The organism is Streptomyces sp. HD, from assembly GCF_028369295.1.
Classification (GTDB): Bacteria; Actinomycetota; Actinomycetes; order Streptomycetales; family Streptomycetaceae; genus Streptomyces.
The window spans coordinates 30,871-50,545 of sequence record NZ_JAQMYP010000014.1; the positions used below are offsets into that span (position 1 = coordinate 30,871).

18 protein-coding genes, 1 tRNA gene and 1 pseudogene are annotated in these 19,675 nt (G+C 69.0%); 15 read left to right on the forward strand and 5 right to left on the reverse strand.

Annotation, left to right across the window (positions count from 1 at the left end; translation table 11 throughout):
* Positions 1 to 761: 761 nt before the first annotated feature.
* Positions 762 to 1,424, reverse strand: coding sequence for a YdcF family protein (locus POF73_RS15890; RefSeq protein ID WP_272115453.1), 663 nt, complete (start codon positions 1,422 to 1,424; stop codon positions 762 to 764).
* The gene (locus POF73_RS15895; protein WP_272115455.1) at positions 1,421 to 2,215 is read right to left on the reverse strand and encodes a GntR family transcriptional regulator; all 795 of its coding nucleotides are present in this window, start codon (positions 2,213 to 2,215) and stop codon (positions 1,421 to 1,423) included. Before POF73_RS15895 ends, POF73_RS15890 begins: the two co-directional genes overlap by 4 nt.
* 551 nt (positions 2,216 to 2,766) lie before the next feature.
* On the opposite strand from POF73_RS15895, the gene POF73_RS15900 reads away from it, so the two are divergent.
* The 13 genes and pseudogenes from POF73_RS15900 to POF73_RS15960 all read left to right on the forward strand — a co-directional run bounded on the left by POF73_RS15900 (position 2,767) and on the right by POF73_RS15960 (position 13,637).
* Positions 2,767 to 3,024 (forward strand): DUF6284 family protein, encoded by a 258-nt coding sequence (locus POF73_RS15900; RefSeq protein ID WP_272115457.1) that lies wholly within the window; start codon positions 2,767 to 2,769, stop codon positions 3,022 to 3,024.
* Positions 3,021 to 3,554 (forward strand): hypothetical protein, encoded by a 534-nt coding sequence (locus POF73_RS15905; protein ID WP_272115458.1) that lies wholly within the window; start codon positions 3,021 to 3,023, stop codon positions 3,552 to 3,554. The genes POF73_RS15900 and POF73_RS15905 overlap by 4 nt, the downstream gene beginning before the upstream one ends.
* Positions 3,551 to 4,525 (forward strand): DUF2637 domain-containing protein, encoded by a 975-nt coding sequence (locus POF73_RS15910; RefSeq protein WP_272115459.1) that lies wholly within the window; start codon positions 3,551 to 3,553, stop codon positions 4,523 to 4,525. The genes POF73_RS15905 and POF73_RS15910 overlap by 4 nt, the downstream gene beginning before the upstream one ends.
* Positions 4,525 to 4,865, forward strand: a pseudogene (locus tag POF73_RS15915) (RRQRL motif-containing zinc-binding protein). Before POF73_RS15910 ends, POF73_RS15915 begins: the two are co-directional and overlap by 1 nt.
* Positions 4,866 to 4,892: 27 nt before the next feature.
* The gene (locus POF73_RS15920) at positions 4,893 to 5,132 is read left to right on the forward strand and encodes a hypothetical protein (protein ID WP_272115461.1); all 240 of its coding nucleotides are present in this window, start codon (positions 4,893 to 4,895) and stop codon (positions 5,130 to 5,132) included.
* A 47-nt stretch (positions 5,133 to 5,179) separates the two neighbouring features.
* Positions 5,180 to 5,680 (forward strand): hypothetical protein, encoded by a 501-nt coding sequence (locus POF73_RS15925; RefSeq protein ID WP_272115463.1) that lies wholly within the window; start codon positions 5,180 to 5,182, stop codon positions 5,678 to 5,680.
* Between the two features lie 16 nt (positions 5,681 to 5,696).
* A complete protein-coding gene (gene traA, locus POF73_RS15930; protein ID WP_272115465.1) occupies positions 5,697 to 6,260 on the forward strand; it encodes a plasmid transfer protein TraA in 564 nt (187 codons plus the stop codon).
* Between the two features lie 12 nt (positions 6,261 to 6,272).
* Positions 6,273 to 8,342, forward strand: coding sequence for a plasmid transfer protein TraB (gene traB / locus POF73_RS15935; RefSeq protein WP_272115467.1), 2,070 nt, complete (start codon positions 6,273 to 6,275; stop codon positions 8,340 to 8,342).
* A gap of 172 nt (positions 8,343 to 8,514) precedes the next feature.
* Complete coding sequence (locus tag POF73_RS15940; RefSeq protein ID WP_272115469.1) at positions 8,515 to 8,979, forward strand: hypothetical protein; 465 nt, start codon at positions 8,515 to 8,517, stop codon at positions 8,977 to 8,979.
* A gap of 90 nt (positions 8,980 to 9,069) precedes the next feature.
* Entirely contained in the window at positions 9,070 to 10,134 is a 1,065-nt protein-coding gene (locus POF73_RS15945) for a DNA primase (RefSeq protein ID WP_272115471.1), read from the forward strand.
* Positions 10,131 to 11,675, forward strand: a complete 1,545-nt coding sequence (locus POF73_RS15950; RefSeq protein ID WP_272115474.1) for a YfjI family protein — start codon at positions 10,131 to 10,133, stop codon at positions 11,673 to 11,675. The genes POF73_RS15945 and POF73_RS15950 overlap by 4 nt, the downstream gene beginning before the upstream one ends.
* 298 nt (positions 11,676 to 11,973) lie before the next feature.
* Entirely contained in the window at positions 11,974 to 12,165 is a 192-nt protein-coding gene (locus tag POF73_RS15955) for a helix-turn-helix transcriptional regulator (RefSeq protein WP_272115476.1), read from the forward strand.
* Between the two features lie 62 nt (positions 12,166 to 12,227).
* Positions 12,228 to 13,637: a tyrosine-type recombinase/integrase gene (locus POF73_RS15960; protein ID WP_272115478.1), complete on the forward strand. Its 1,410-nt coding sequence runs from the start codon at positions 12,228 to 12,230 to the stop codon at positions 13,635 to 13,637.
* A 146-nt stretch (positions 13,638 to 13,783) separates the two neighbouring features.
* Here the strand turns inward: POF73_RS15960 and POF73_RS15965 are convergent.
* From POF73_RS15965 to POF73_RS15975, 3 genes are all read right to left on the reverse strand, one after another.
* Positions 13,784 to 13,870 (reverse strand) — tRNA-Ser (locus tag POF73_RS15965).
* A gap of 126 nt (positions 13,871 to 13,996) precedes the next feature.
* A complete protein-coding gene (locus tag POF73_RS15970; RefSeq protein WP_272115480.1) occupies positions 13,997 to 15,643 on the reverse strand; it encodes a serine/threonine-protein kinase in 1,647 nt (548 codons plus the stop codon).
* Positions 15,644 to 16,022: 379 nt separating this feature from the next.
* The gene (locus tag POF73_RS15975) at positions 16,023 to 17,624 is read right to left on the reverse strand and encodes a S1C family serine protease (protein ID WP_272115482.1); all 1,602 of its coding nucleotides are present in this window, start codon (positions 17,622 to 17,624) and stop codon (positions 16,023 to 16,025) included.
* 308 nt (positions 17,625 to 17,932) lie between these two features.
* Here POF73_RS15975 and POF73_RS15980 point away from each other — a divergent pair, with 308 nt between their 5' ends.
* Together POF73_RS15980 and POF73_RS15985 are read left to right on the forward strand one after the other, a co-directional pair.
* Positions 17,933 to 18,760, forward strand: a complete 828-nt coding sequence (locus POF73_RS15980) for a glycerophosphodiester phosphodiesterase (RefSeq protein ID WP_272115484.1) — start codon at positions 17,933 to 17,935, stop codon at positions 18,758 to 18,760.
* A 188-nt stretch (positions 18,761 to 18,948) separates the two neighbouring features.
* Positions 18,949 to 19,587: an ATP-binding protein gene (locus tag POF73_RS15985; protein WP_272115486.1), complete on the forward strand. Its 639-nt coding sequence runs from the start codon at positions 18,949 to 18,951 to the stop codon at positions 19,585 to 19,587.
* Positions 19,588 to 19,675 lie beyond the last annotated feature (88 nt).

Genomic DNA, 19,675 nt, shown 5'->3' on the forward strand with positions numbered 1-19,675 from the left:
TTGAAAAATCGACTCACCAGGGAGCATGCAAATGGCAAAAATGCGCAGAATAATCGGTCGCACGCTTCTATCGTGCTCGATATTTTTTGGCGGGTTGGCTGCTGCGCCATCAGCATCCGCCGGGGGATACGGCTGCACGGGATCTCAAGTCGCTTCGTACGGCTTGGAAACAATCGACAGCCCTTCGGTTCGTTATGGCACCACATATCTGTATTACGATGCTTCCAGCGGTAAACATTGCGCCGCCGTTGTGGCGAACGCGGCAGGAGGTTACGGAACCGCTAAGCCGATGTATGCAGAAATACACCTGTGTAGAGAGACAGCCCCGGGAAATGGATGCACATCGCTCCAATGGGATCGAGACTCCGGGAATTATAAGCAATATGCGGGGCCCGTCTCCATGAAAGACGGCAGGAACTGCATTTCGGTAGTCGGCTTTATTAACTATAACGGCCGCAAGGCTCGTGGGGAAACCACGACGTCCTGCTAAGGCAAAGGTGGAAGGGAAAGGGCTGGTGGACGCTGCTCTTTCTATAGCCCGCTCGGATCGATCCGGGCGGGCTACTGTGCGAGTCAGGGCTGGACGGATTCCCAAGGTTGCAATCACGGCCGCAGGATCGTCGTCATAAATGAGGTGCGGTTCGTTCGACTCGGGAGGTAAAAAGCGAGTGCGGTACCGCTGAATGTCGCGCTCGGAGAAGTAGAGACTCGGAGGAGTTCACTGGGACCAGCCTGCTCTTGCCGCCCGGCTCCAACTGAGCTCAAGCGCTGTTTACCCCAGGGATGAGTCGACTGGTGAAACCTGCGACGCACAGCTTCTCATAGGCGGCCACGACGGCATCCGGCACAACCTGCTCGATGGCCAGATCCCAGCCTGGGAAGACAAGCACTCGTTGTAGGGCACCTACGATCATGTCGATCACCATACGCACGTCTCCGATGGAATCGGCGTACTCCTCCAAGCCCATCGGAGTGGACGCGCACACCACTTCGACCTCAGGCCAGAGCTTCCGCATCATGGCGTACGAGCGCCGCTCTTCGTACGGCTTGCTCACGAGCAGGACGGACGAGACCTTGACGTCGGCCTCTGCCAACACCGCTTTCGTGAACTCGATGTTCTCGCCAGTATTCGTGGCACGCGGTTCCAGGAATACTGCGGCATCGGGCACCCCTAGCTGCAACGCCCGCTCTCGGTAGTGGACAGCCTCACCGCGCGGCATGCGCGCCCGGGTCGTGGGGCTGGTGGCCCCCGTGAAGACGATGACCGGCGCCATGCGCTGGTGGTACAGCTCCGCCGTCACGTCAGCCACACCAAGGTCGTGGCTGCCGAGACCGACGGCCACCGAACAAGGTCGCGGCTCGTGGTGCATCCGGTGGTAGTCCCATAGAAGTCGAGCATCCGCCCATGCCTGTGCCGAGATCATTCCTGCCCCTTCCTGTGCTGTGCCGAGTCGGGAACCTTGAAGTCGTACTCCCACGCGAAGCGAGAAGCTGCATGGAGGCCAACCGCAAACTCAACCACCGTGCCATCTGCGGTGTACGTGGTCCGGTGCAACTCGACTACGGGCTCACCGACGGGGAGCTGTAGGAGCTGCACTTCGTCCGCCGTCGGGACGCGGGCGAACAGTGCCTCTCGCATGTGGTCGATCTCGTATCCGGCGTCGTAGAGGACCCGGAATCCGCCGCCACGACCGGCAGGGCCCGGGGCAGGGTCCACGATGCGTGTCCCCTCGACGTGCTCCGGCCTGTAGTAGCTGGTCAGGGTGTGTGTCGGCTGCGTCCCCTCTTTCACGAGGCGGGCGCGTGCGTACACCTCCGAGCCGACTGGGACACCAAGCCCTTCGGCTACGAGGCTGTCCGCCTGGACTCGGCTCACAGTCTGCGTCTGCTCGTTCCGCTTGTACGCGCGACCCGATGCGACGCGGTCAGCTATGAACGCGACCTCGTCACCGTCGCGCCACTTCGCCTTGTCGTACCGAGCGATGCCCAGCCGCTTGAGCGGAGCGCGCGGACGCACCACGGTGCCGTGTCCGCGCGTCGACGTCACGAGCCCTTCGGCCTCCAGCGCCTTGTACGCCTGATGGACGGTGGCCTTTGAGCCTTCCCCGGCCTCAACTAGCTCTCTGATCTGGGGCAACTGCGCGCCCGGCGGGTACGCACCGCTCTTGATCTGCTCCGCGAGCCTGTCCGCCAGCTCGCGCCACTTCGGTGCCACGCAGAACTCCTCTCGACGCGAACCAGTGAACCACAGTCCTAGGACTGTTGACAGTCCTAGGACTGCGTGCCATCGTCTTCCCGAGCCGCTCGCAGTCCTAGGACAGCGAATCGGGAGGGGCCTTCTTTGGGCTGCTTCCAGGTAGTGCCGGTTCGGGATAGCTCGCCTTCATGTGGGGCCCTGAGTTGGTCGTTCCCTGAGAACTGAACAGAGGGCGCACCGCAACCTGGACACGGGAAGAGCGGCCGTCAGAAGCATCAGGCAACAGCGACAAGCCGTAGGCCCTGCCGCACGAGCAGCAAGCACCTTCTCCCATGCCGTCCCTACAGGGCGGACAAGTGATCCACACGTGCGGTGAGACAAGGGCAAAGATCGCGGAGCCCCGAAGGCAGCCTGACCGGTTCGAGTCCGGTCCGGGGCACTCCGGCCGCTGCTCAATGGCCGCGCCGCGCGAGGTTCGCGCGACTTCACCACCAACGGCGTGCACCCCCGGAGCGGCAACTCCGGGGGTGCTGTTCGGGCCGTTCCCACCTTCGAGAGGAACACGACCCATGAGGCACATCGGTGCTGTTCAGACGGTTGTTACCACCGACGAGTTCGACCGCGAGCCGACGGCCGCAGAGCTGGACGCCATCGCGTACGAGACGCCGCTCATCGACGCGGAAGTCGAGTTGCTGGACGTCCGCATCGCCCTGATGGACCGCACGCCGACCGAGCTGGACGAGCGGCGGCTGCGCAAGGCGGTGCACAAGGTGCTGGCCGAACGCGTTGCCCTGGCCAACCGCGCGACCGCGGGGGAGGCGGCGTGATCCGCATCGTCACCGCAGCGCGCCTGGAACGGCTGGACGCCGACGCGGGCACGGCCCGCGAGCACGCCCGGCAGACCAGCGGCGCGGCGACCGAGGCGTTCGGCCGGCACGTGCGGGAGCTGTACGCCACCACCGGCCGTGCGGAGCGCGCGGAGGCGACCGCTACCGAGGTGGGGGAGCTCCTGGCCCACGCGATGGCGGAGCTGTCCGTCGCGCAGCAGGAACTGCTGCTGAAGGACATCGAGATCCGGCGGCTTCGCGAGGAGCCGGAGGGTGAGTCGATGGAGGGGCGGACGCTGTCGGTGCTGTTGCACTACGGCGAGCCGCACACCATCTACGCCTCGTGCGAGGAGGCTCACGCCGACGCCGCCACGCACGGCGTGCCGACGGGCCACGTGTGGAAGCGGTGCGGTGAACGCCCGGCTGCCGAGTTCAAGTGGCGCTGTGAGGCGTTCATCTACAACGCCGCCTCCAACGGGTTCCGCCGCGCTTCCCTGCCCGCCGTGAAGCCTGTGGGGGAGGCGGCGTGAACAGTGTTCAGACCCGTTCAGCGGAGCGCGCCCTGTCGGGCGGCACGTGGCTGATCGTGTGCGGGGCGATGCTCTACTCGATCCTCACCGTGACGCCGCTGATGGCCGCGCACACGGCCGATGAGTGGGACTGGACGGCGCCGATCCTGCCCCTTGTGGTGGATGCCGCCGTGGTCATCGTGGTCAAGCTCGATGACGTGCTGGCCCGCCTGGGCGGGCACGGCGGACGCTGGCCCGTCATCCTGCGCTGGATGACCGGTCTCATGACGCTCGCCCTCAACACGGCCGACTCCGCGCTGAATAAAGACCTGGTCGGCGTGGCTGTCCACTCGGTTGCGCCGCTGCTGCTGATCGTCACGGCGGAGACCAGCCTCGCCTACCGGAGGGCCATCGCCCACGCCGTGGCGGCCCTGGAAGCCGAGCGGAAAGCGGAAAGGGAACGGCGCGAGCAGACGGCCCGCGAGCGTGCCGCGCAGGCCCGTGCCGAGGCTCGGGAGGAGCGCGAGCACGCGGTGATGCTGGCGCGTGAACAGCGTGAACACGAAGCCGCGTTGGCCCGTGAGGCAGACGAGCGGGCAGAGCGCCGGCGCCGTGAGGAGCGTGAGGCCCGGGAGCGGGCCGAGGCGGCCGAGCGGGAGAGCCGTGAACGCCGTGAACGCGAGCGTGAACAGCGTGAACAGGCCGAGCGTGATCGTGAACAGCGCGCTGCCCGGGAGGCGGAAGCCGAGCGCCGTCAGCGTGAGGAGGCCGCCCGTCGTGAACACGCGGCGCTGCTGGATGGTCCGCCCGTGAACACCAAGCTGCCCGAGGAGCACGCCCGGCGGATCATCGTCGCCGCCGTAGCTGAGGGAGCCTCCGTGCGGCGCGCGGCGGACCTGTGTGGCTGGTCCGTGGGCTGGGTTTCCGCCCGCTACGCCGAACACCGCGAGCCCGGCAGGGACAGCGCTGAGCTGGCCGTCGCGAGCGGCTGATGGGTGCCGTTCCGGTCTACCCGTGGCGGCTTGCGCCGGAGGGTCTTGCCACTCGCCGTCAGCTCCGTGCGCAAGAGCTCCGGCCGGTGGTCAGGACGTGGTGGCACAGATCGAGCGCCCGCGCCGCCGGCGTCCGCCGCTGGTCGCCTATCTCTACCGGATCGACCAGGCCAAGCCCGTGCGGCCCATGACCCCCGCGAAATGGCGGGCGCTGGAGAAGGCCAACGCTGCCCGCCGGACCTGCCCGCAGTGCCGCACCGACGCGGGCTACACCATCCCCGTCTCGGTCGGCATGTGCGTGCCCTGCGCTTTCCCCGACGACGAACCGCGCGCCGCCTGACCCTTCAACCTCCGGGAGACACACTCCATGCGCGCCACGATTGCCTGGCCCGAGGGCGTCATCGCCCGCTACCTCACCCACGCCGCTGAGCTGCTGCACGACGCGGAGCTGACGGTGGACGTCACCTACGGCGACGCGAAGTCGACCGCCACCTGCCGGGGCTGCGGTGACTGCTGGAGCAACGACTCCTACTACACGAACACGGTCAAGAACTGGGCGCAGCAGCATGCCGAGAAGTGCCGCGCGCTGCCCCGCCCGACCGCGTGAACACCCCCGCTACCTCCACTTTCCTTCTCTCACCCGGGAGTTGTGCTGTGTCCAGCCGTACCCGCACCCGCGCTGTGAAGACCGGCGCGAGTGTCCACACCGTCCGTATCCCCCGCCAGCGTGGCCGCCGCCGGAGTGACCCGTTCGTGGTCGTGGTGCCCGAACGCCCCTCCCTGACCCGCGAAGCGCTCGGCTTCCTGGGCCGCGCGCTGTGGAGCTCCCGCGCATCGCTCGCCCCGACGGGCTTTGCCCTGCTGGCGCTGGTCGTGACCGCGCTCCTGCACGTGCTGGGCTGGTGGTCCGGCCTGGTGCTCACGCCCCTGGCCGTGACCTCGGTTGTGTGGCTCGGCATCGTCCAGCGCCGTCGGCCCGCGCAGGGTTCCGCGCTGGCCTGGCGCATCGCCCTGGCCGTGTTCGCCACGCTCTCGGGCGCCTGGCTGGCGCTGGCCGCCGGGTTCGGCCCGTTCGCGGGCCCGCTGGGACTGGTCTGGCTGCTCATCCTGATTGCCGCTCAGACCGCGTGGCTCATCGTCCGCCGCACCCACTGACTGAGGAGACTGCCTGATGGCTCAGACCAGCAACGGCCAGCGTCGGCGTCCGCCGACGAACAACAACAGCAACGGTGCGGCCAACAAGCCGAACAAGTTCGCCAACGCCGGTGCCGCCGCCGGCGGGTTCGTCGGCGCGCTGGGCGGCTCGATGGTCCCGCCGATCAACGTCACCGTGAACAACAACAAGAACGCGGCCCGTGGCCGCGGTGGTCGGTCGGGTGCCCAATCCCTGCTGCCGGCACCGGAGTTCGGTTCCCCGGCGCAGGTGCGGAACTACTGCAACACCCTGCGTGCGGCGTGCGTGACGCTGTCCATCGAGGTGGCGATGGGTGCCGAGATCTTCAACAGCGTGTTGGCGGCCGTGCCGGACCCGGATGGGCGTGCGTTCGGCTCGCGGGTCCGGGCGCGGAAGGTGGCCCGCAAGATGCGCAAGTCCGCCGACAGCCTGCGGGACGCGGCGAAGAACGCCGCTGCCTGCTACTCGACCTTCCAGCAGGAGTTCGAGGAAGAGATCAACCGTGTCCGTCACCGTGCCCGCAAGCCGCAGCAGCCGGTCATGAACTGGGCTCAGCAGTAAGGAGGTTGGACCATGGCTCGCAAGTGGACTGACCAGGACGGACAGACCTACCCTCTTCGGGTTGACGCCCTGCACGAGGCTCAATCCAGCTCCGGAGGCACGGTGCGGGCGTACCTGCTGCACCGGGCCAAGCCCCATCTGCCGCCGTGGCTCGGGCTGGCCGGTACCGGCGTGGCCGGGGCGCTGGGGCATTGGCACTGGGGGGACAGCGCGGCGGCCGGCGTGGGCCTGACCCTTGCCTCCGTGGCGCTGACCGGTGCCACGTGGCTGATGGGCAAGTCCACCACCAAGCAGCGCCGCATCCATTCGGCTGTCACCGTCGCGTGCGGGTCGGCGTGGCTGACGGCCGCCTGCCTGGCCGGACCGACCGCCGGTCCGGTCGATGACCTGTACCTGATGGGCGGGCCGGTCGTGGCCCTGTCGTGGAACGTGCGCATGGTCCTGCGGCACAGCCCCGAGGGCGCCGCGGGCGGTAGCGGGGATGGGGGTCTGCTGGAGAAGGTGGGTCTGGCGCGGGCGCAGATCGGGCAGGCGAAGGTGGACCCCAACCGGGTCACCGCGCCGCTCGCGCTGGAGCCCGGTGAGCAGACCAACGACGACGTCACCAAGGCCCTGGCGCGGATCGCGTCCGCGCTGGACCTGCCGAAGTCCGCCGTGCGGTATTCGCCTGATCCGGACTCTGAACGGCGCGGTGACCTGGTCATCGTGCCCGAGGACATGCTGTCCGAGGTGGTGGAGTGGGAGGGCCCCTCGAACCTGGGTGGCTCGATCGCCGAACCGCTGGTCATCGGCCGTTACGACGACGGAGCCGAGCTGGTGATGTGGCTGCCCGGGGACCCGGACGCGGGCCGCAACTCCACGCACGGCCTGATCGCGGGCGGCACGGGGTCCGGCAAGGGCGATGCAGCGCTGAACCTGCTGACCGAGATCCTCTCCCGCCGGGACGTGATCGTGTGGTTCTCCGACCCCAAGGCGTTCCAGGACTTCGCGCCGCTGCGGGCGGGTCTGGACTGGGGTGTTGAGGGCGGCACGCAGACGGAGGTGATGGTGGCGGGTGTTGAGGCCGCCATCCCCGCCCGGACGCGCTGGCTGGGTGCCCACGGCTACCGCCAGTGGGTCCCCGAGGCCGCACAGACCCAGAACAGCCCTGAGCACACCTGCCGCGACGACGGCCGGGCGTGCGGCTGTGAGGGCATGCCGTTCCTGGTGGCCTGGTTCGAGGAAGCCGCCAACACCCTGCGGGCACTGGGCGACGACGTGTTCACCGGCATCGCCCAGGAAGCCCGGTCGGCGGGCATCTCGCTGATCGTGTCGCTTCAACGGCCGTCGTACGACCAGATGTCCACCTCCACCCGTGCCTCCCTGCCGTCCGTGATCGCGCTCGGCTGCGACCCGCGCGACGAGGGGTTCTCACTGCCGGAGACGGTCATCGACGCGGGTGCCCACCCCGGAGCGTGGGGCAACCGGCGCCCCGGATACTGCTACGTCGTCTCGCCGGGCATCGATGAATCCCGCTACCCGTCCCCGGGCCGCACCCGCCGCTTCACCATCCGCGCCGTGCCCGTCATGGAACGCCTGGCCGCGTGGGCGCAGCACAACGGCGCCACCGCCGACCCGATCACCGCCGGAGCCGTATCCGGGGTGGCCGGCCGCGCCTACACCGGCCGCTCCGATGCCGACAGCAAGTCTGCCCGGCAGCCGGTCGCGTTGCGGGCCGTGCCCGAGGAGGACGACATGGAGTACGGCGGTCTGCTGGTCGATCCGGAGGACGCCGATATCGACCCCGAGGCGGAACTCCCGGAGGCGGAGGAGGGCGACGACTCCCCGATCTTCGGGCAGGAAGCCGGGCACAAGCCCTCCCCCGAGGAGGCGCGGCAGCTGTTCTCCGAAGCGCTGGAGGAGTTCGAGGACGAGGGCCGCATGGTCGTCGGTCCGAAGGACTTCACCGACTGGTGCGACCGCCACCACCTCTCCCGCTCCTGGGTCTCCCTGCGACTCAAGGAAGCCGCGCAGGAGGGACGGCTGGACGCCACGAACACCACCGGCCGGTGGCGTATCGTGCCCGCCCTCACGGCCGCCTGACACCCGTAACGCGTTACGCCCGCCTAACACCCAAACCCCTAGGCAGGCGCACGTGTTACCCGCCCTAACAGCGGCCGATCACACCCCCTAACACCGTCACGTAACACCCGCCCGCGGGCCCGTCTCACACCTGGTGGCGCGGGCCTGCGGCTGTTCCCGAAGGGAGCCCCTCGTGGCGCACCTCGAACGGCGGCCCGCACCGGTCGAACTCCACCACCCCGAGCCTCTCGCCCCCTACGTCCCCACCGCCGCATCGGTGGAGCTGTACGGCGAGCGGGAAGCGGTGGTGTGGGTGCCCGACGCCTACGGCCGCATGGTCCCCATGCCCAAGCACCTCGCCCCGCCCCCGATGGTCCGCCCCGAGCCGCGCGACCTGACCCCGCTCCCGCTCTTGGACCCGATCGCGCAGCGCTTCGTCGGCGCGGGGATCGGCGGGGGCGTGCTGTCCGCCGGCGTCGGCTACGGCGTCGGCGAGATCATCAGTGCCGCCGCCGGGTTCGGCTCCGGCGCCGCGATGTGGATCGCCCTCATCGTCCTCGCCCTGCGTATGCCCGCTCGCACCATCACGGGCGGCGCGAGCGGCAGCACCGTCAACATCCGCAAAGCCGTGATCAAGCGCAGCCACTTCCACGGCTAGCTACGCCAAGGGCGGCCCCCGCATCTCGCCAAAGAACCGGGGCCGCCCTTGTCCAACCCGTCCTCAACAGACCTGTTGGAGGTCTCCAGCATGACCCAACCCACCGACAACCGGCGAGTATGCGACTCAAGGCCGCGTCTGCCGGACGCGTTCTCTCGACAGGCCGACGTGAGCAAGCATCTGCGGACCGCGTTGGAATTGGCGGCGGCCGGCGTGCCGCCGCTGCCTCTGCGCGAGGGCAAGGTGCCGTTCGGCAACTGCCGTGCCTGTGGCGACAACGCCTGTGGCGGGCGCCCTCACATGAAGAGCGCAGGTACCTGCCAGTGTCCCGCGGTGTGCCACGCGTGGGCCGCCGCCACGACCGACACCAGGGTCCTGACCTCGCCCGAATGGGTGTCTGCGTGGCGGCAGGCTCGGGCGGTCGCCTATCACCCCGGCGGGGCAGGGCTGACCGTCGTGGACCTGGACGACGCGCGGGCGATCGCATGGGCGAGGGGGACCCTGCCGCCCACCCGGACTGTGCGCACCACCCGTGGCGAGCACTGGATCTACCTCGGGACCATGTCGTCAGCCAACTCGGTACGTCCCGGCGTGGACATCAAATCCCGCAGTCAGTACGTCCGTTGGCTCGGACCCGGCACGGGGCGCATGCAGCCCCTACCTCCGGCCGTCCGCGCCCTGGTCGAAGGGGAAGAGACCACCCCCGCCCGGGGCAGGGTGGTCTCTTCCCTCCCCGAGCGCGCCGTGTGGGACGCGACCGTGGCCACCGGATGCCGTCACACCGCCAGCTACGTCCGCACAGGCCTGGCCCGCGGCGTGGCCATGGTGCTCTCCCGCACCGAATCCGGCGCCGGATCGCAGGCGTTCGGGGTCGCTCAGTTCATGTCCAGGCAGCACGCGCAGTGCCCCGGACCGTGCGGCCTGGAGGAGATCGGCCGTCAGATCGTCGCCGCGGCCGTCGCCGTGGGCGTCCCTCAGTCGTACGCGGAACGGGCCGTTACCAACGGTCTGGCAGGCGCCTCCGCGCACCTACCGCAAGCCGCCCGACCCACTCCGTCGGCAACGACCGTGGGCGCGAAAGACGCCGCCCGCCAGGGCGTCCGAAAAGCCCTTGTCACTGACCTTCACCTGCCAGACGGAGGGATGCCCGCATGAGCACGAACGACGTTGCCCCGGACCTGTGGGAAGGGTTCGACCTGACCGCCGAGGACATCACCGGGCCCGCCTGGGACGAACCGGTGCCCCTCAAGTCCCGCCCCCCGCTCCCGCCGTTCCCCGTTGATGCTCTGCCACCATGGCTGGGCAACATGGTCCGCGGCGTGGCGGAGGAGACCCAGACCCCCGCCGACCTCGCCGGATGCCTCGCCCTCGCCGTGATCGCCACCGCCGCCGGCGGACGCGTCAAGGTGTGCGTGCGCGGCCACTGGCGCGAGCCCGTCAACATCTACACCGCCGTAGCGTTGGACCCCGGCAACCGCAAGAGCGCCGTGTTCGACCTCATGGTCCGCCCCCTGCTCGCCGCCGAAAAGTCTCTGATTGAGCTCTCCGGGCCGATTCGGGCAGAGGCAGAGACCACCATCCGCCTGGCCAAGTCCGCAGCCGACAAGGCCGCGGGTCGCGCCGCGGGCGCCGAACCGGACGAGCGGGGCACGCTGACCGCGGAAGCCGTCCAACTCGCCCAAGCGGTCGATGAGATGAGCGTTCCGGCCGTACCGCAGCTTGTCGCGGACGATGTGACGCCGGAGAACATCGGGACCCTGCTGGATCAGCAGGGCGGGCGGATCTCCTGCCTGAGCGCCGAGGGCGAGCTGTTCGACATCATCGCCGGCCGCTACAGCGGCAAGCCCAACATGGGCATGTTCCTCAAGGGCCACGCAGGCGACATGATCCGCGTCAACCGGCAGGGACGCGAAGCCCAGCACATCGACATGCCCGCCGTCACCATCGGCCTCGCCGTGCAGCCCGAGGTCCTGGACGCCCTCTCCCGCATCGACGGAGCCGACGGCCGCGGCCTGCTCGCCCGCTTCCTCTACTCCAAGCCCCTGTCCCTAGTCGGTCGCCGCAACCTCGCCCCGGACCTGCTGGACGAGGAGGTCGCCGCCACCTATGCCCGGCAGTTGGGCGGTCTCACCCTGGCTCTGGCCGACTGGACCGACCCCGCCCTGCTCCAGCTCACCCCCGAGGCGGACGCGGTCCTGCTCGCGTTCCAGAAGGTCACCGAGTCCCGGCTCGGACCGGACGGAAGCTACGCGCCGATCGTGAAATGGGCGTCCAAGCGGGATGGGGCCGTGGCCCGTATCGCCGGACTGCTGCACCTCGCCGCGCACCCCGAGGACGGATGGCACAAGCCCATCGACGCCGCCATCATGGCCGCGGCCACCATCTTGGGCGACTACTTCACCGCGCACGCCCTGGACGTGTTCGACACCATGAGCGCCGACCCCGCCCACGACTCCGCCCTCACCGCGCTTGCCCAGATCGTCACGGGCAGCCTGGCGCGGTTCACGAAGCGGGAGTTGTTCCGCATGCTCCGGCGGGCGGACTTCCCCGCCATCGGTGACCTGGACCCCGCCCTCGCCCTGCTCGAAGAACACGGGTGGATCCGGCAGGTTCCGCCGCCCCCGCGGACCGGACGCGGTGGCCGACCGCCCTCGCCCCGCTACGAAACCCACCCCCGCATCGCCCGCGCCGCCTGACACAACCCCCAGAGCGCCGACACAACTGACAGAACCTCCCATGCAAGCTGCTGACCTGCAAAAACAACCATGATCACGGTTTTGACAGAACCTAGTTAAAACTCGACAGAACCTCCGGCCCCCGCGACGGCGGCCCTCTGACAGAACCCCGCCCATCGAGGTTCTGTCAGGTTTTAATTCGGTTCTGTCAAAGATCACTGGAGCATCGAAACCGCAGGTCAGCGACCTAGCGGCGAGGTTCTGTCAGTTGTGTCAGCGGATTCCCGGTTCCCGCAGGATCTGAGAAGGAGTCCCCATCGTGGCCCGCCCCGAGAAGCTCAAGCTCGCTGAAGTCCTCGCAGAAATCAAGATGAGCCGCGCGGCGTTCTACCGCATGCGCGCCCGTGGCCAAGCCCCCCGCATTCACAAGCTCCCCAACGGCCAACTCCGTGTCAACCGCGCAGACCTCGACGCCTGGTGGGAGCGCTGCGGACAGAGTGCCGCGGCCTGAACCCACCCCTGCAAATCAACCAAGGGCTCGCCGTACGGCGGGCCCTTTTCCGTGGGAGACCCATGCTCACGTACGACGTCGATATCTGGTCCATCCGCAAGCGAGCAGGACGCCCGAAGCCCTACGAACTGCGTTGGCGCGTCGGGGCACGGCCGCACTCCAAGAGCTTCAGGCTCAAGCCGCAGGCAGACGGCCGTCGTTCCGAGCTGATGACCGCTCTCCGGGAGCGCGAGCAGTTCGACGAGGACACGGGCCTGCCGGCACGGGAGTTGGCCGTGCGTACCTCGCCCACCTGGTACGACCACGCCACCGCGTACGCGCTCATGAAGTGGCCACGCGCCGCGGCCAAGCACCGGGCCGGAATCGCCGAAGCGCTCGCGGTCGTCATCCCGACGCTGGTCACGACGACTCGCGGTGCACCGGATTCCAGGACCCTGCGGGCCGCTCTCTATCAGTGGGCATTCCGCGCGGTGCCAGGCCCTGACGGTCAACTGACCGCACGCCACACCGTGGATGAGCCGCCCCAAGAGATTCGATCGGCCCTGTCCTGGCTCTCCGAGCACTCCATGAAGGTCGTGGCTCTGGAAGACCCCGCACTCCTGCGTCCGGCCCTCGAAGCGCTCTCACGCCGCATGGACGGGAAGAAAGCTGCGGAGAACACCGCCCGGCGAAAGCGCATGGTCCTGAGCAATTTCCTCCGGTACACGGTGGAGGAGAAGGGACTCCTGTCCGCCAACCCCCTCCTGCGCGTCGACTGGACGCCACCGGAGACGGATGACGAGATCGATTTCCGGTACGTACCTGGCCCGCCCCTGGCCCGTTCGTTCATCACCGCCGTGCGGAACTCCGGAGCCCGCGGGCAACACCTCGAAGCGTTCTTCGGATGCCTGTACTACGCCGTGATGCGCCCCGCCGAAATCGCCTCGCTGAAGGCCTCGGACTGCACCCTGCCCCCGGACACCGAGGAAACTGCGGAGCAGTGGGGGGAGCTATTGCTTGGGGAGAGCCGCCCGGAGGTCGGGGGAGGCTGGACGGATGACGGCGCGTCCTATGAGGCACGCAGTCTCAAGCGCCGGGCCCGTGGGGCGACGCGGTCCGTTCCGATTCCGCCGATCCTCGTGCGAATGCTGCGGGACCACATCGCGGCCTATGGGACGGCCCCGGACGGCCGTCTCTTCCGCGCGGCGCAGGGCGGTCGGGTCCGGTCGACCGAGTACTGCGATCTGTGGGACGCGGCACGCGCTGCGGTGCTGTCGAAGGAGGACGCGGCAACGCCCCTCGCTCAAGTGCCGTACTCGCTCAGGCACGCAGGGGTGTCCCTGTGGATCAAATCCGGAGTGGACCCCGTGGAAGTCGCGCGGCGAGCCGGCCACAGCATCGCCGTGCTGTTCCGCTTCTACGCCAAGATCCTCCGAGGCGAGCAATCCCGCTCCAATCAGCTCATCGCGCAGGAGCTGAACAAGGGCGGGTAGGCGGGGCCCACATTGGCCCACAGATGGCCCATACGCACTGGTCAAACGTGAGACACGGGCGAGCCAGGGTGAGACAGGGTGCATGCAGAAGGGGTGCCGCTCCGGCGAGTGGCACCCCTTCTGACCTGCATAGCTTCTGACCTGCGCGGTGGGTGTGGGATTTGAACCCACGGTGACATCGCTGCCACGACGGTTTTCAAGACCGTTCCCTTAGGCCGCTCGGGCAACCCACCTCGGCCCCGGCCCACCAGGGGCGGAGCGGGTACAGCGTACCGGCCGAACGCGGGGTGCGGGGTTCGTGGGTCGGATGGGGTGGCTCAAGAGCCGTTGCCCAAGGGGCGTTGGTCAGGAGCCGTTGGTCAGGAGCTGTCGCTCAGGCGGACACCGTTGACCGCGTTGTCGAAGGCCGGGCGGTACTCGTGCCATTGGTTGTCCGGAGCGGAGAGGTAGATCACGTACTGGGTGCCGTCGGTGCTCGCGAAGGCCAGTTCCGCGCCGCGGTACTTGCGTGCCCTGCCCTCGAAGGTGAACTCCCAGTACGCGGCGGGCCGCCCTCGGAAGGTCGTTTCGGACATCCGCACCCGTTCGTAGCCGGCGTTGTCGCGGGCGGTCTGTTCCTCTTCGGTGTCACGCCAGTGCTGCAGCGGGTCGGTACCCGCGAACTCGATGACGTTGACCCGCAGGCCCACCAGTCCCGACGGGTCGATGTAGCCGACCTCGCCGCCGGACAGCGTCTTGTATTTCCAGCCGTCCCGCACGGGCACGGAGATGCCGCTGTCCGGCTCTTCGATGTGGTATCCGGCGGGCACCGGCGGCGGCTCGGTGGAGCCGGTGCTGCCGGAGCTGGTGTTCGGGGAGGGGGTGGACGCCCCGGCATCGGCGGAATCGCCAGGACCGTTGGAATCGGCGGAATCGGTGGAATCGGCCGAACCAGTGGGCGTCTCGGAATCGGACGCGTGCGTGCTCGGTCCGTCCGCTCTGCCGTTGAGCCACCACAGCGTGCCGCCCGCCAGGGAAGCGGTGAGCGCCACGGCCAGGGCAGACAGCAGCACCGTACGGCGGCGTTTGCCGCTGCCCTTCCGGCCGGTCCGGCCGGGCGGTGTGAGGGCATCGGCGCGGTCCGGGCGGGTGGGTGGGTCCAGGGGTGCGGTTCGGGTGCCGGCGATGTCGTCGAGGCGGCGTTCGACCTCGTGGACGTCCATGCGCTGCTCGGGGTCCTTGACGAGCAGGCCCTCGATCACCGGGGTCAGGTCCCCGGCACTGCGCGGCGGCTCGTACGCGTCGGTGGCGATCGCGTACGCGGTCTCGATCGGGGTGTTGCGGCGGAACGGGTCCTGCCCCTCGACCGCCTGGTACAGCGTCGCGCCCAGGGCCCACAGGTCACTGGCGGGACCGGTCTCGGGATGCGCACCCCGGAGCCGTTCGGGCGCCAGATAGCCGATGGAGCCGATCAACTCGCCGGGCTTGGTCAGCGACGACGTTCCCGACTCCATGGCGATCCCGAAGTCGGTGAGGACGATCCGCCCGCCGTCACCGAGCAGCACGTTGGCGGGCTTGATGTCCCGGTGCAGGACCCCCGCGTCGTGGGCGGCGCGCACGGCCGAGGTCATGGCGCGGCCGATCCGTGCGGCCTCGTCGGGCGGCAACGCGCCCCGCCGCTTCAGTACGTCGCTCAGCGTGACCGAGGGTATGTACTCCATGACGATGCACGGCAGGCCGTCGTCGTCGACCACGTCGTGCACGACGATCACATTGGGATGGGTGATCCGCGCGGCACTGCGGGCCTCACGGCGGGTGCGCTCATAGAGCGTGCGGACCTCGTCGTCCTGCAGGTGTGGTGGGATGCGCAGTTTCTTCACGGCGACCTGGCGGCCGAGCATCTTGTCCTCGGCACGCCACACGGTGCCCATGCCGCCGCTGCCCACCCGCTCCACGAGCAGGTACCGGCCGGCGACGAGCCGCCCCAGATCGGTCACCGCGAGACCGTCCCCTTCTCTGCTTCCCATCCGCGGCTCTGCTTCCCATTCGCGAACAGTCGAGGTCGAGAAGGCACGATAGCCCATCCGAACATGCCCATCCGAACACCTGGACGCGGGCACCGACCGGTCGGCAACTGTCGCCAAGTCCCGTGCAGTCCGTGCCTCACAAGCCGTTCACATCCGGACGAACAGCTTCCTGGCCGTCCGCCCCATGCAGCAGCCGATGCCGCAGCCATCGGTTTGCCGGCCGACTCTGCGAATCCGTTCTGCGAACCCGTTCTATGAACCCGTTCTGTGAAACGAATGGGGAAGTGCACGGGCGCCTTCCGGCGGGGAGGACGAGGATTCCTCGCCCCCGGTTCCCGCCCCGCCCCTTTTGAACGGGCACGCGCGCGTGCCCGTCGTGTCAGCTGTCGCCCGTGCGGGCACCCAGGGTGAGTTCGACCGTCTGGGTCTTGCCGTCTCGCTCGTAGGTGATCGTGACCTGGTCGCCGGGCTGGTGGGTCCAGATCTCGCCGATCAGGGTGGGGCCGGAGTCGATCACCCGGTCGTCGAGCTTGGTGATGACGTCGCCGGGCTTGAGGCCGGCCTTGGCGGCGGGGCCGCCCGCCTCGATCGCCTCCGAGCCACCGGCGGTGCCCCGGTCGATGATCTTGGCGCCGTTGGTGGTGTCCTCGGTGGAGACCGAGGCGCCGATCTTGGCGTAGACCGGCTTGCCGGTCTTGATCAGCTGCTGGGCGACGTACTTGGCCTGGTTGATCGGGATGGCGAAGCCGAGGCCGATCGAGCCGGACTGGCTGGTGCCGCCCAGGCCGTTGGCGGCGGACTGGATCGCGGAGTTGATGCCGATGACGTTGCCCTGCGCGTCCAGCAGCGGCCCGCCGGAGTTGCCGGGGTTGATCGAGGCGTCGGTCTGCAGGGCGCTCATGTAGGAGGCGTTGGAGCCGCTGCCGTCGCTGGAGGCGACCGGGCGGTTCTTGGCGCTGATGATGCCCGTGGTGACCGTGTTGGAGAGGCCGAAGGGGGCGCCGATCGCGATCGTCGAGTCGCCGACGGCCACCTTCTCGGAGTCACCCAGCGTCAGCGGCTTGAGGTCGGACGGGGCGTTCTTGAGCTTGATGACCGCCACGTCGTAGCCCTGCGCGTGGCCGACGACCTCCGCGTCGTACTTCTTGCCGCTCGGGAAGGTCGCCGTGAGCTTGCCGCCGTCGACCGCTTCGGCCACCACGTGGTTGTTGGTGAGGATGTGGCCCTCGGCGTCGAAGACGAAGCCGGTGCCGGTGCCGCCCTCGCCCGCGCTGCTCTCGGCCTGGATGGTGACGGTGCTCGGCAGCGCCTTGGCGGCCACGCCCGCGACGGTGCCCGGGTCGCGCTTGAAAGAGCCACCGCTGTCGGAGGCGGAGACGGTCGTCGACGAGGTGTTGTCGTCGTTCTTGGCCAGCGTGTAGCCGAGGCCGCCGCCCAGGCCGCCCGCGACCAGGGCGGCGATGAGAACCGCGGCGAGCAGACCACCGCGGCCGGACTTCGGCGCAGGCTGCTGATACGTCGCACCCCAGCCGGAGCCCGCACCGGCACCGCCCGCCGCACCACCCGCAGCACCGGCGCCGACACCACCCGCGCCGACACCGGCAGCGCCATTGTCGGCGTACGGCGGCGTACCGGGCGGCGGCGGGGGCGGCCAGGAGGCGTCCGGGGCCGAGCCCTGGGTGGCGGGCGGGTAAGGCTCGTTCGAGGCCGCCGGGGCGGCGTACGGCTGGGTGCCGTTCGAGCTCTCAGAAGCGCCGTTGGCGCTTGACGTGCCGTTCGCACCCGACGTGCCGTGGTGGCTCGCCGTGCCGTGGGAACCCGCCGGTGCGCCGCCCGGCACGGGCGGGAGCGGAGCGGTAGGGGCGGCATCGCCCTCGGCCGCCGGGCGCTCCTGGGACGCCGGAGCAGCAGGAGCATCCACCGGCACAGGGGGTGCGGACGGGGCCGGGGGTACCGCGGCGCCCTCGTTCTCGGTGCTCACAGCTTCTCTCCTCGATCCACGGCTGTTGTCTTCGGTCGCACTCGGTCACGCCCGTCCACGCTTGCCCGTACTTGTGGGCCAGTTCCTGGCTTGTCGGCCCGTACTTGTCAGCGGTCGGTGCGCTTCAGCTGTGCAGATATTTGTATGCCGTCAGCTTTTCCCACGAGCCGTCAGAGCACCATAAGCGGTCGCTGTGCATCCACGGCCAACCTTTATATTGCCCATGAAGGACTAAACGGGCGCAATCCCAGCGCTCTCGCGACTCCTCCGGTCGCACGCCTACCCAGGTGCGGTGGCACCATGACGCCGTGACCCACGCACGGCAGCACCAGATCCAAGTCGTCGCCCATCGCGGAGCCTCCGAAGACGCTCCCGAGCACACCCTGGCCGCGTACAAGAAGGCGATCGAGGACGGTGCGGACGCCCTTGAGTGCGATGTACGCCTCACCGCGGACGGCCATCTCGTCTGTGTCCACGACCGTCGCGTCAACCGTACGTCCAACGGCCGCGGCGCGGTCTCGGCGCTGGAGCTCGCCGAGCTCGCGGCACTGGACTTCGGCTCCCGCAAGAACCACGACTCCTGGAAGAACCGGACCGAGGAGCCCGACTGGGAGTTCCGGCCCGAGGACCCGGAGGACACCTCCGTACTGACCCTGGAACGACTGCTGGAGCTCGTCGCCGACGCGGGGCGGCGGGTGGAGCTGGCGATCGAGACCAAGCACCCGACCCGGTGGGCCGGGCAGGTCGAGGAGCGACTGCTGCTTCTGCTGAAGCGGTTCGGGCTCGACACGCCCGCCTCGGCCGCCGAGTCCCCGGTGCGCGTGATGAGCTTCTCGGCGCGCTCGCTGCATCGCGTGCGTGCCGCCTCGCCGACGCTGCCGACGGTCTATCTGATGCAGTTCGTCTCACCCAGACTGCGGGACGGCCGACTGCCCGCGGGCGTCCATATCGCCGGGCCCTCCATCCGCATCGTGCGCAACCATCCGACGTACGTGGAGCGCCTCAAGCGAGCCGGTCACCAGGTGCACGTCTGGACCGTGAACGAGCCCCAGGACGTCGACCTCTGCGCCGAACTCGGCGTCGACGCCATCATCACCAACCGCCCGCGCGCGGTGCTGCACCAGCTCGGCCGCTGACGCACGCGCGCATGCCCACAGCAAACCCCGCACCCGGAAACTCCTAAAACCTCATCAATCCCTGCACAACCTATTGACCCCGTAGCCCCATCAGCCTCATCCTCCACTCTCGGCCACACCGAAGAATTCCAGCCATCTCGATTACAGGGAGTGCTCCGGCGCGTTCGGTCCGTATTCGATCGTTCCGAATGCGTCACCGGACGTTGATTGGCCGGTTTCCGGTACAGGCCAATGGGGCATCCACACCGTGGCGTGGGGCAAAGGAGGTCTCGGGGGTGGCGTTGGTGGTGGCACAGGAGGTGCCCACGTCGTCGAGCATGGCCGTACCCCATGGTCCTGCAGGCGTGGGGGAAGCGAGACACCGTATGCGCTCTCAGTTGCGCAGGGGCGGGGTCACGGAATCGGTCATCGACGATGCCGTATTGATTCTTTCCGAACTCTTGAGCAACGCGTGCAAACACGGCCGACCGCTGGGTGACGCGCTGTCCGGGGACGGCGATGTCCGCGCCGCATGGCGCGTGGACGTGGGCGGCAGGCTCACGGTGGAGGTCACGGACGGAGGCGGGCCCACCCGCCCTGCTCCGGCCACGCCCTCGGTCACCGCACACGGCGGCCGCGGGCTGAACATCATCACCGCCCTGGCCGACGACTGGGGTGTACGGGACGACGCCCGCGGCGAGGTCACGGTCTGGGTCGTGGTGCACGACGCCGTCCACGATCCTGGCGCCGGGCACCGTCGCGACGATTTCGCTACGCGCGTCGCAGCACCGTCGGTGGGGGCGATATCCGGCCTCGACTTCGCGGACGCCTTCGACGACCTGGACTGACGGCGCCCGGCACGACCCGTGGGTTGTCCACAGGCTCCCGTCGGCCATGGCGTGAACGGCTAGGCTCGCGCCCGTACCAGACGAGCCG

Excerpts from the sequence above, each read along its gene's own strand:
- POF73_RS15890 (WP_272115453.1), bottom strand. The coding sequence starts at position 1,424 with ATGATCTCGGCACAGGCATGGGCGGATGCTCGACTTCTATGGGACTAC.
- POF73_RS15900 (WP_272115457.1), top strand. The coding sequence starts at position 2,767 with ATGAGGCACATCGGTGCTGTTCAGACGGTTGTTACCACCGACGAGTTC.
- POF73_RS15920 (WP_272115461.1), top strand. The coding sequence starts at position 4,893 with ATGCGCGCCACGATTGCCTGGCCCGAGGGCGTCATCGCCCGCTACCTC.
- traA (WP_272115465.1), top strand. The coding sequence starts at position 5,697 with ATGGCTCAGACCAGCAACGGCCAGCGTCGGCGTCCGCCGACGAACAAC.
- traB (WP_272115467.1), top strand. The coding sequence starts at position 6,273 with ATGGCTCGCAAGTGGACTGACCAGGACGGACAGACCTACCCTCTTCGG.
- POF73_RS15945 (WP_272115471.1), top strand. The coding sequence starts at position 9,070 with ATGACCCAACCCACCGACAACCGGCGAGTATGCGACTCAAGGCCGCGT.
- POF73_RS15950 (WP_272115474.1), top strand. The coding sequence starts at position 10,131 with ATGAGCACGAACGACGTTGCCCCGGACCTGTGGGAAGGGTTCGACCTG.
- POF73_RS15960 (WP_272115478.1), top strand. The coding sequence starts at position 12,228 with ATGCTCACGTACGACGTCGATATCTGGTCCATCCGCAAGCGAGCAGGA.
- POF73_RS15970 (WP_272115480.1), bottom strand. The coding sequence starts at position 15,643 with ATGGGAAGCAGAGAAGGGGACGGTCTCGCGGTGACCGATCTGGGGCGG.
- POF73_RS15985 (WP_272115486.1), top strand. The coding sequence starts at position 18,949 with ATGCGTCACCGGACGTTGATTGGCCGGTTTCCGGTACAGGCCAATGGG.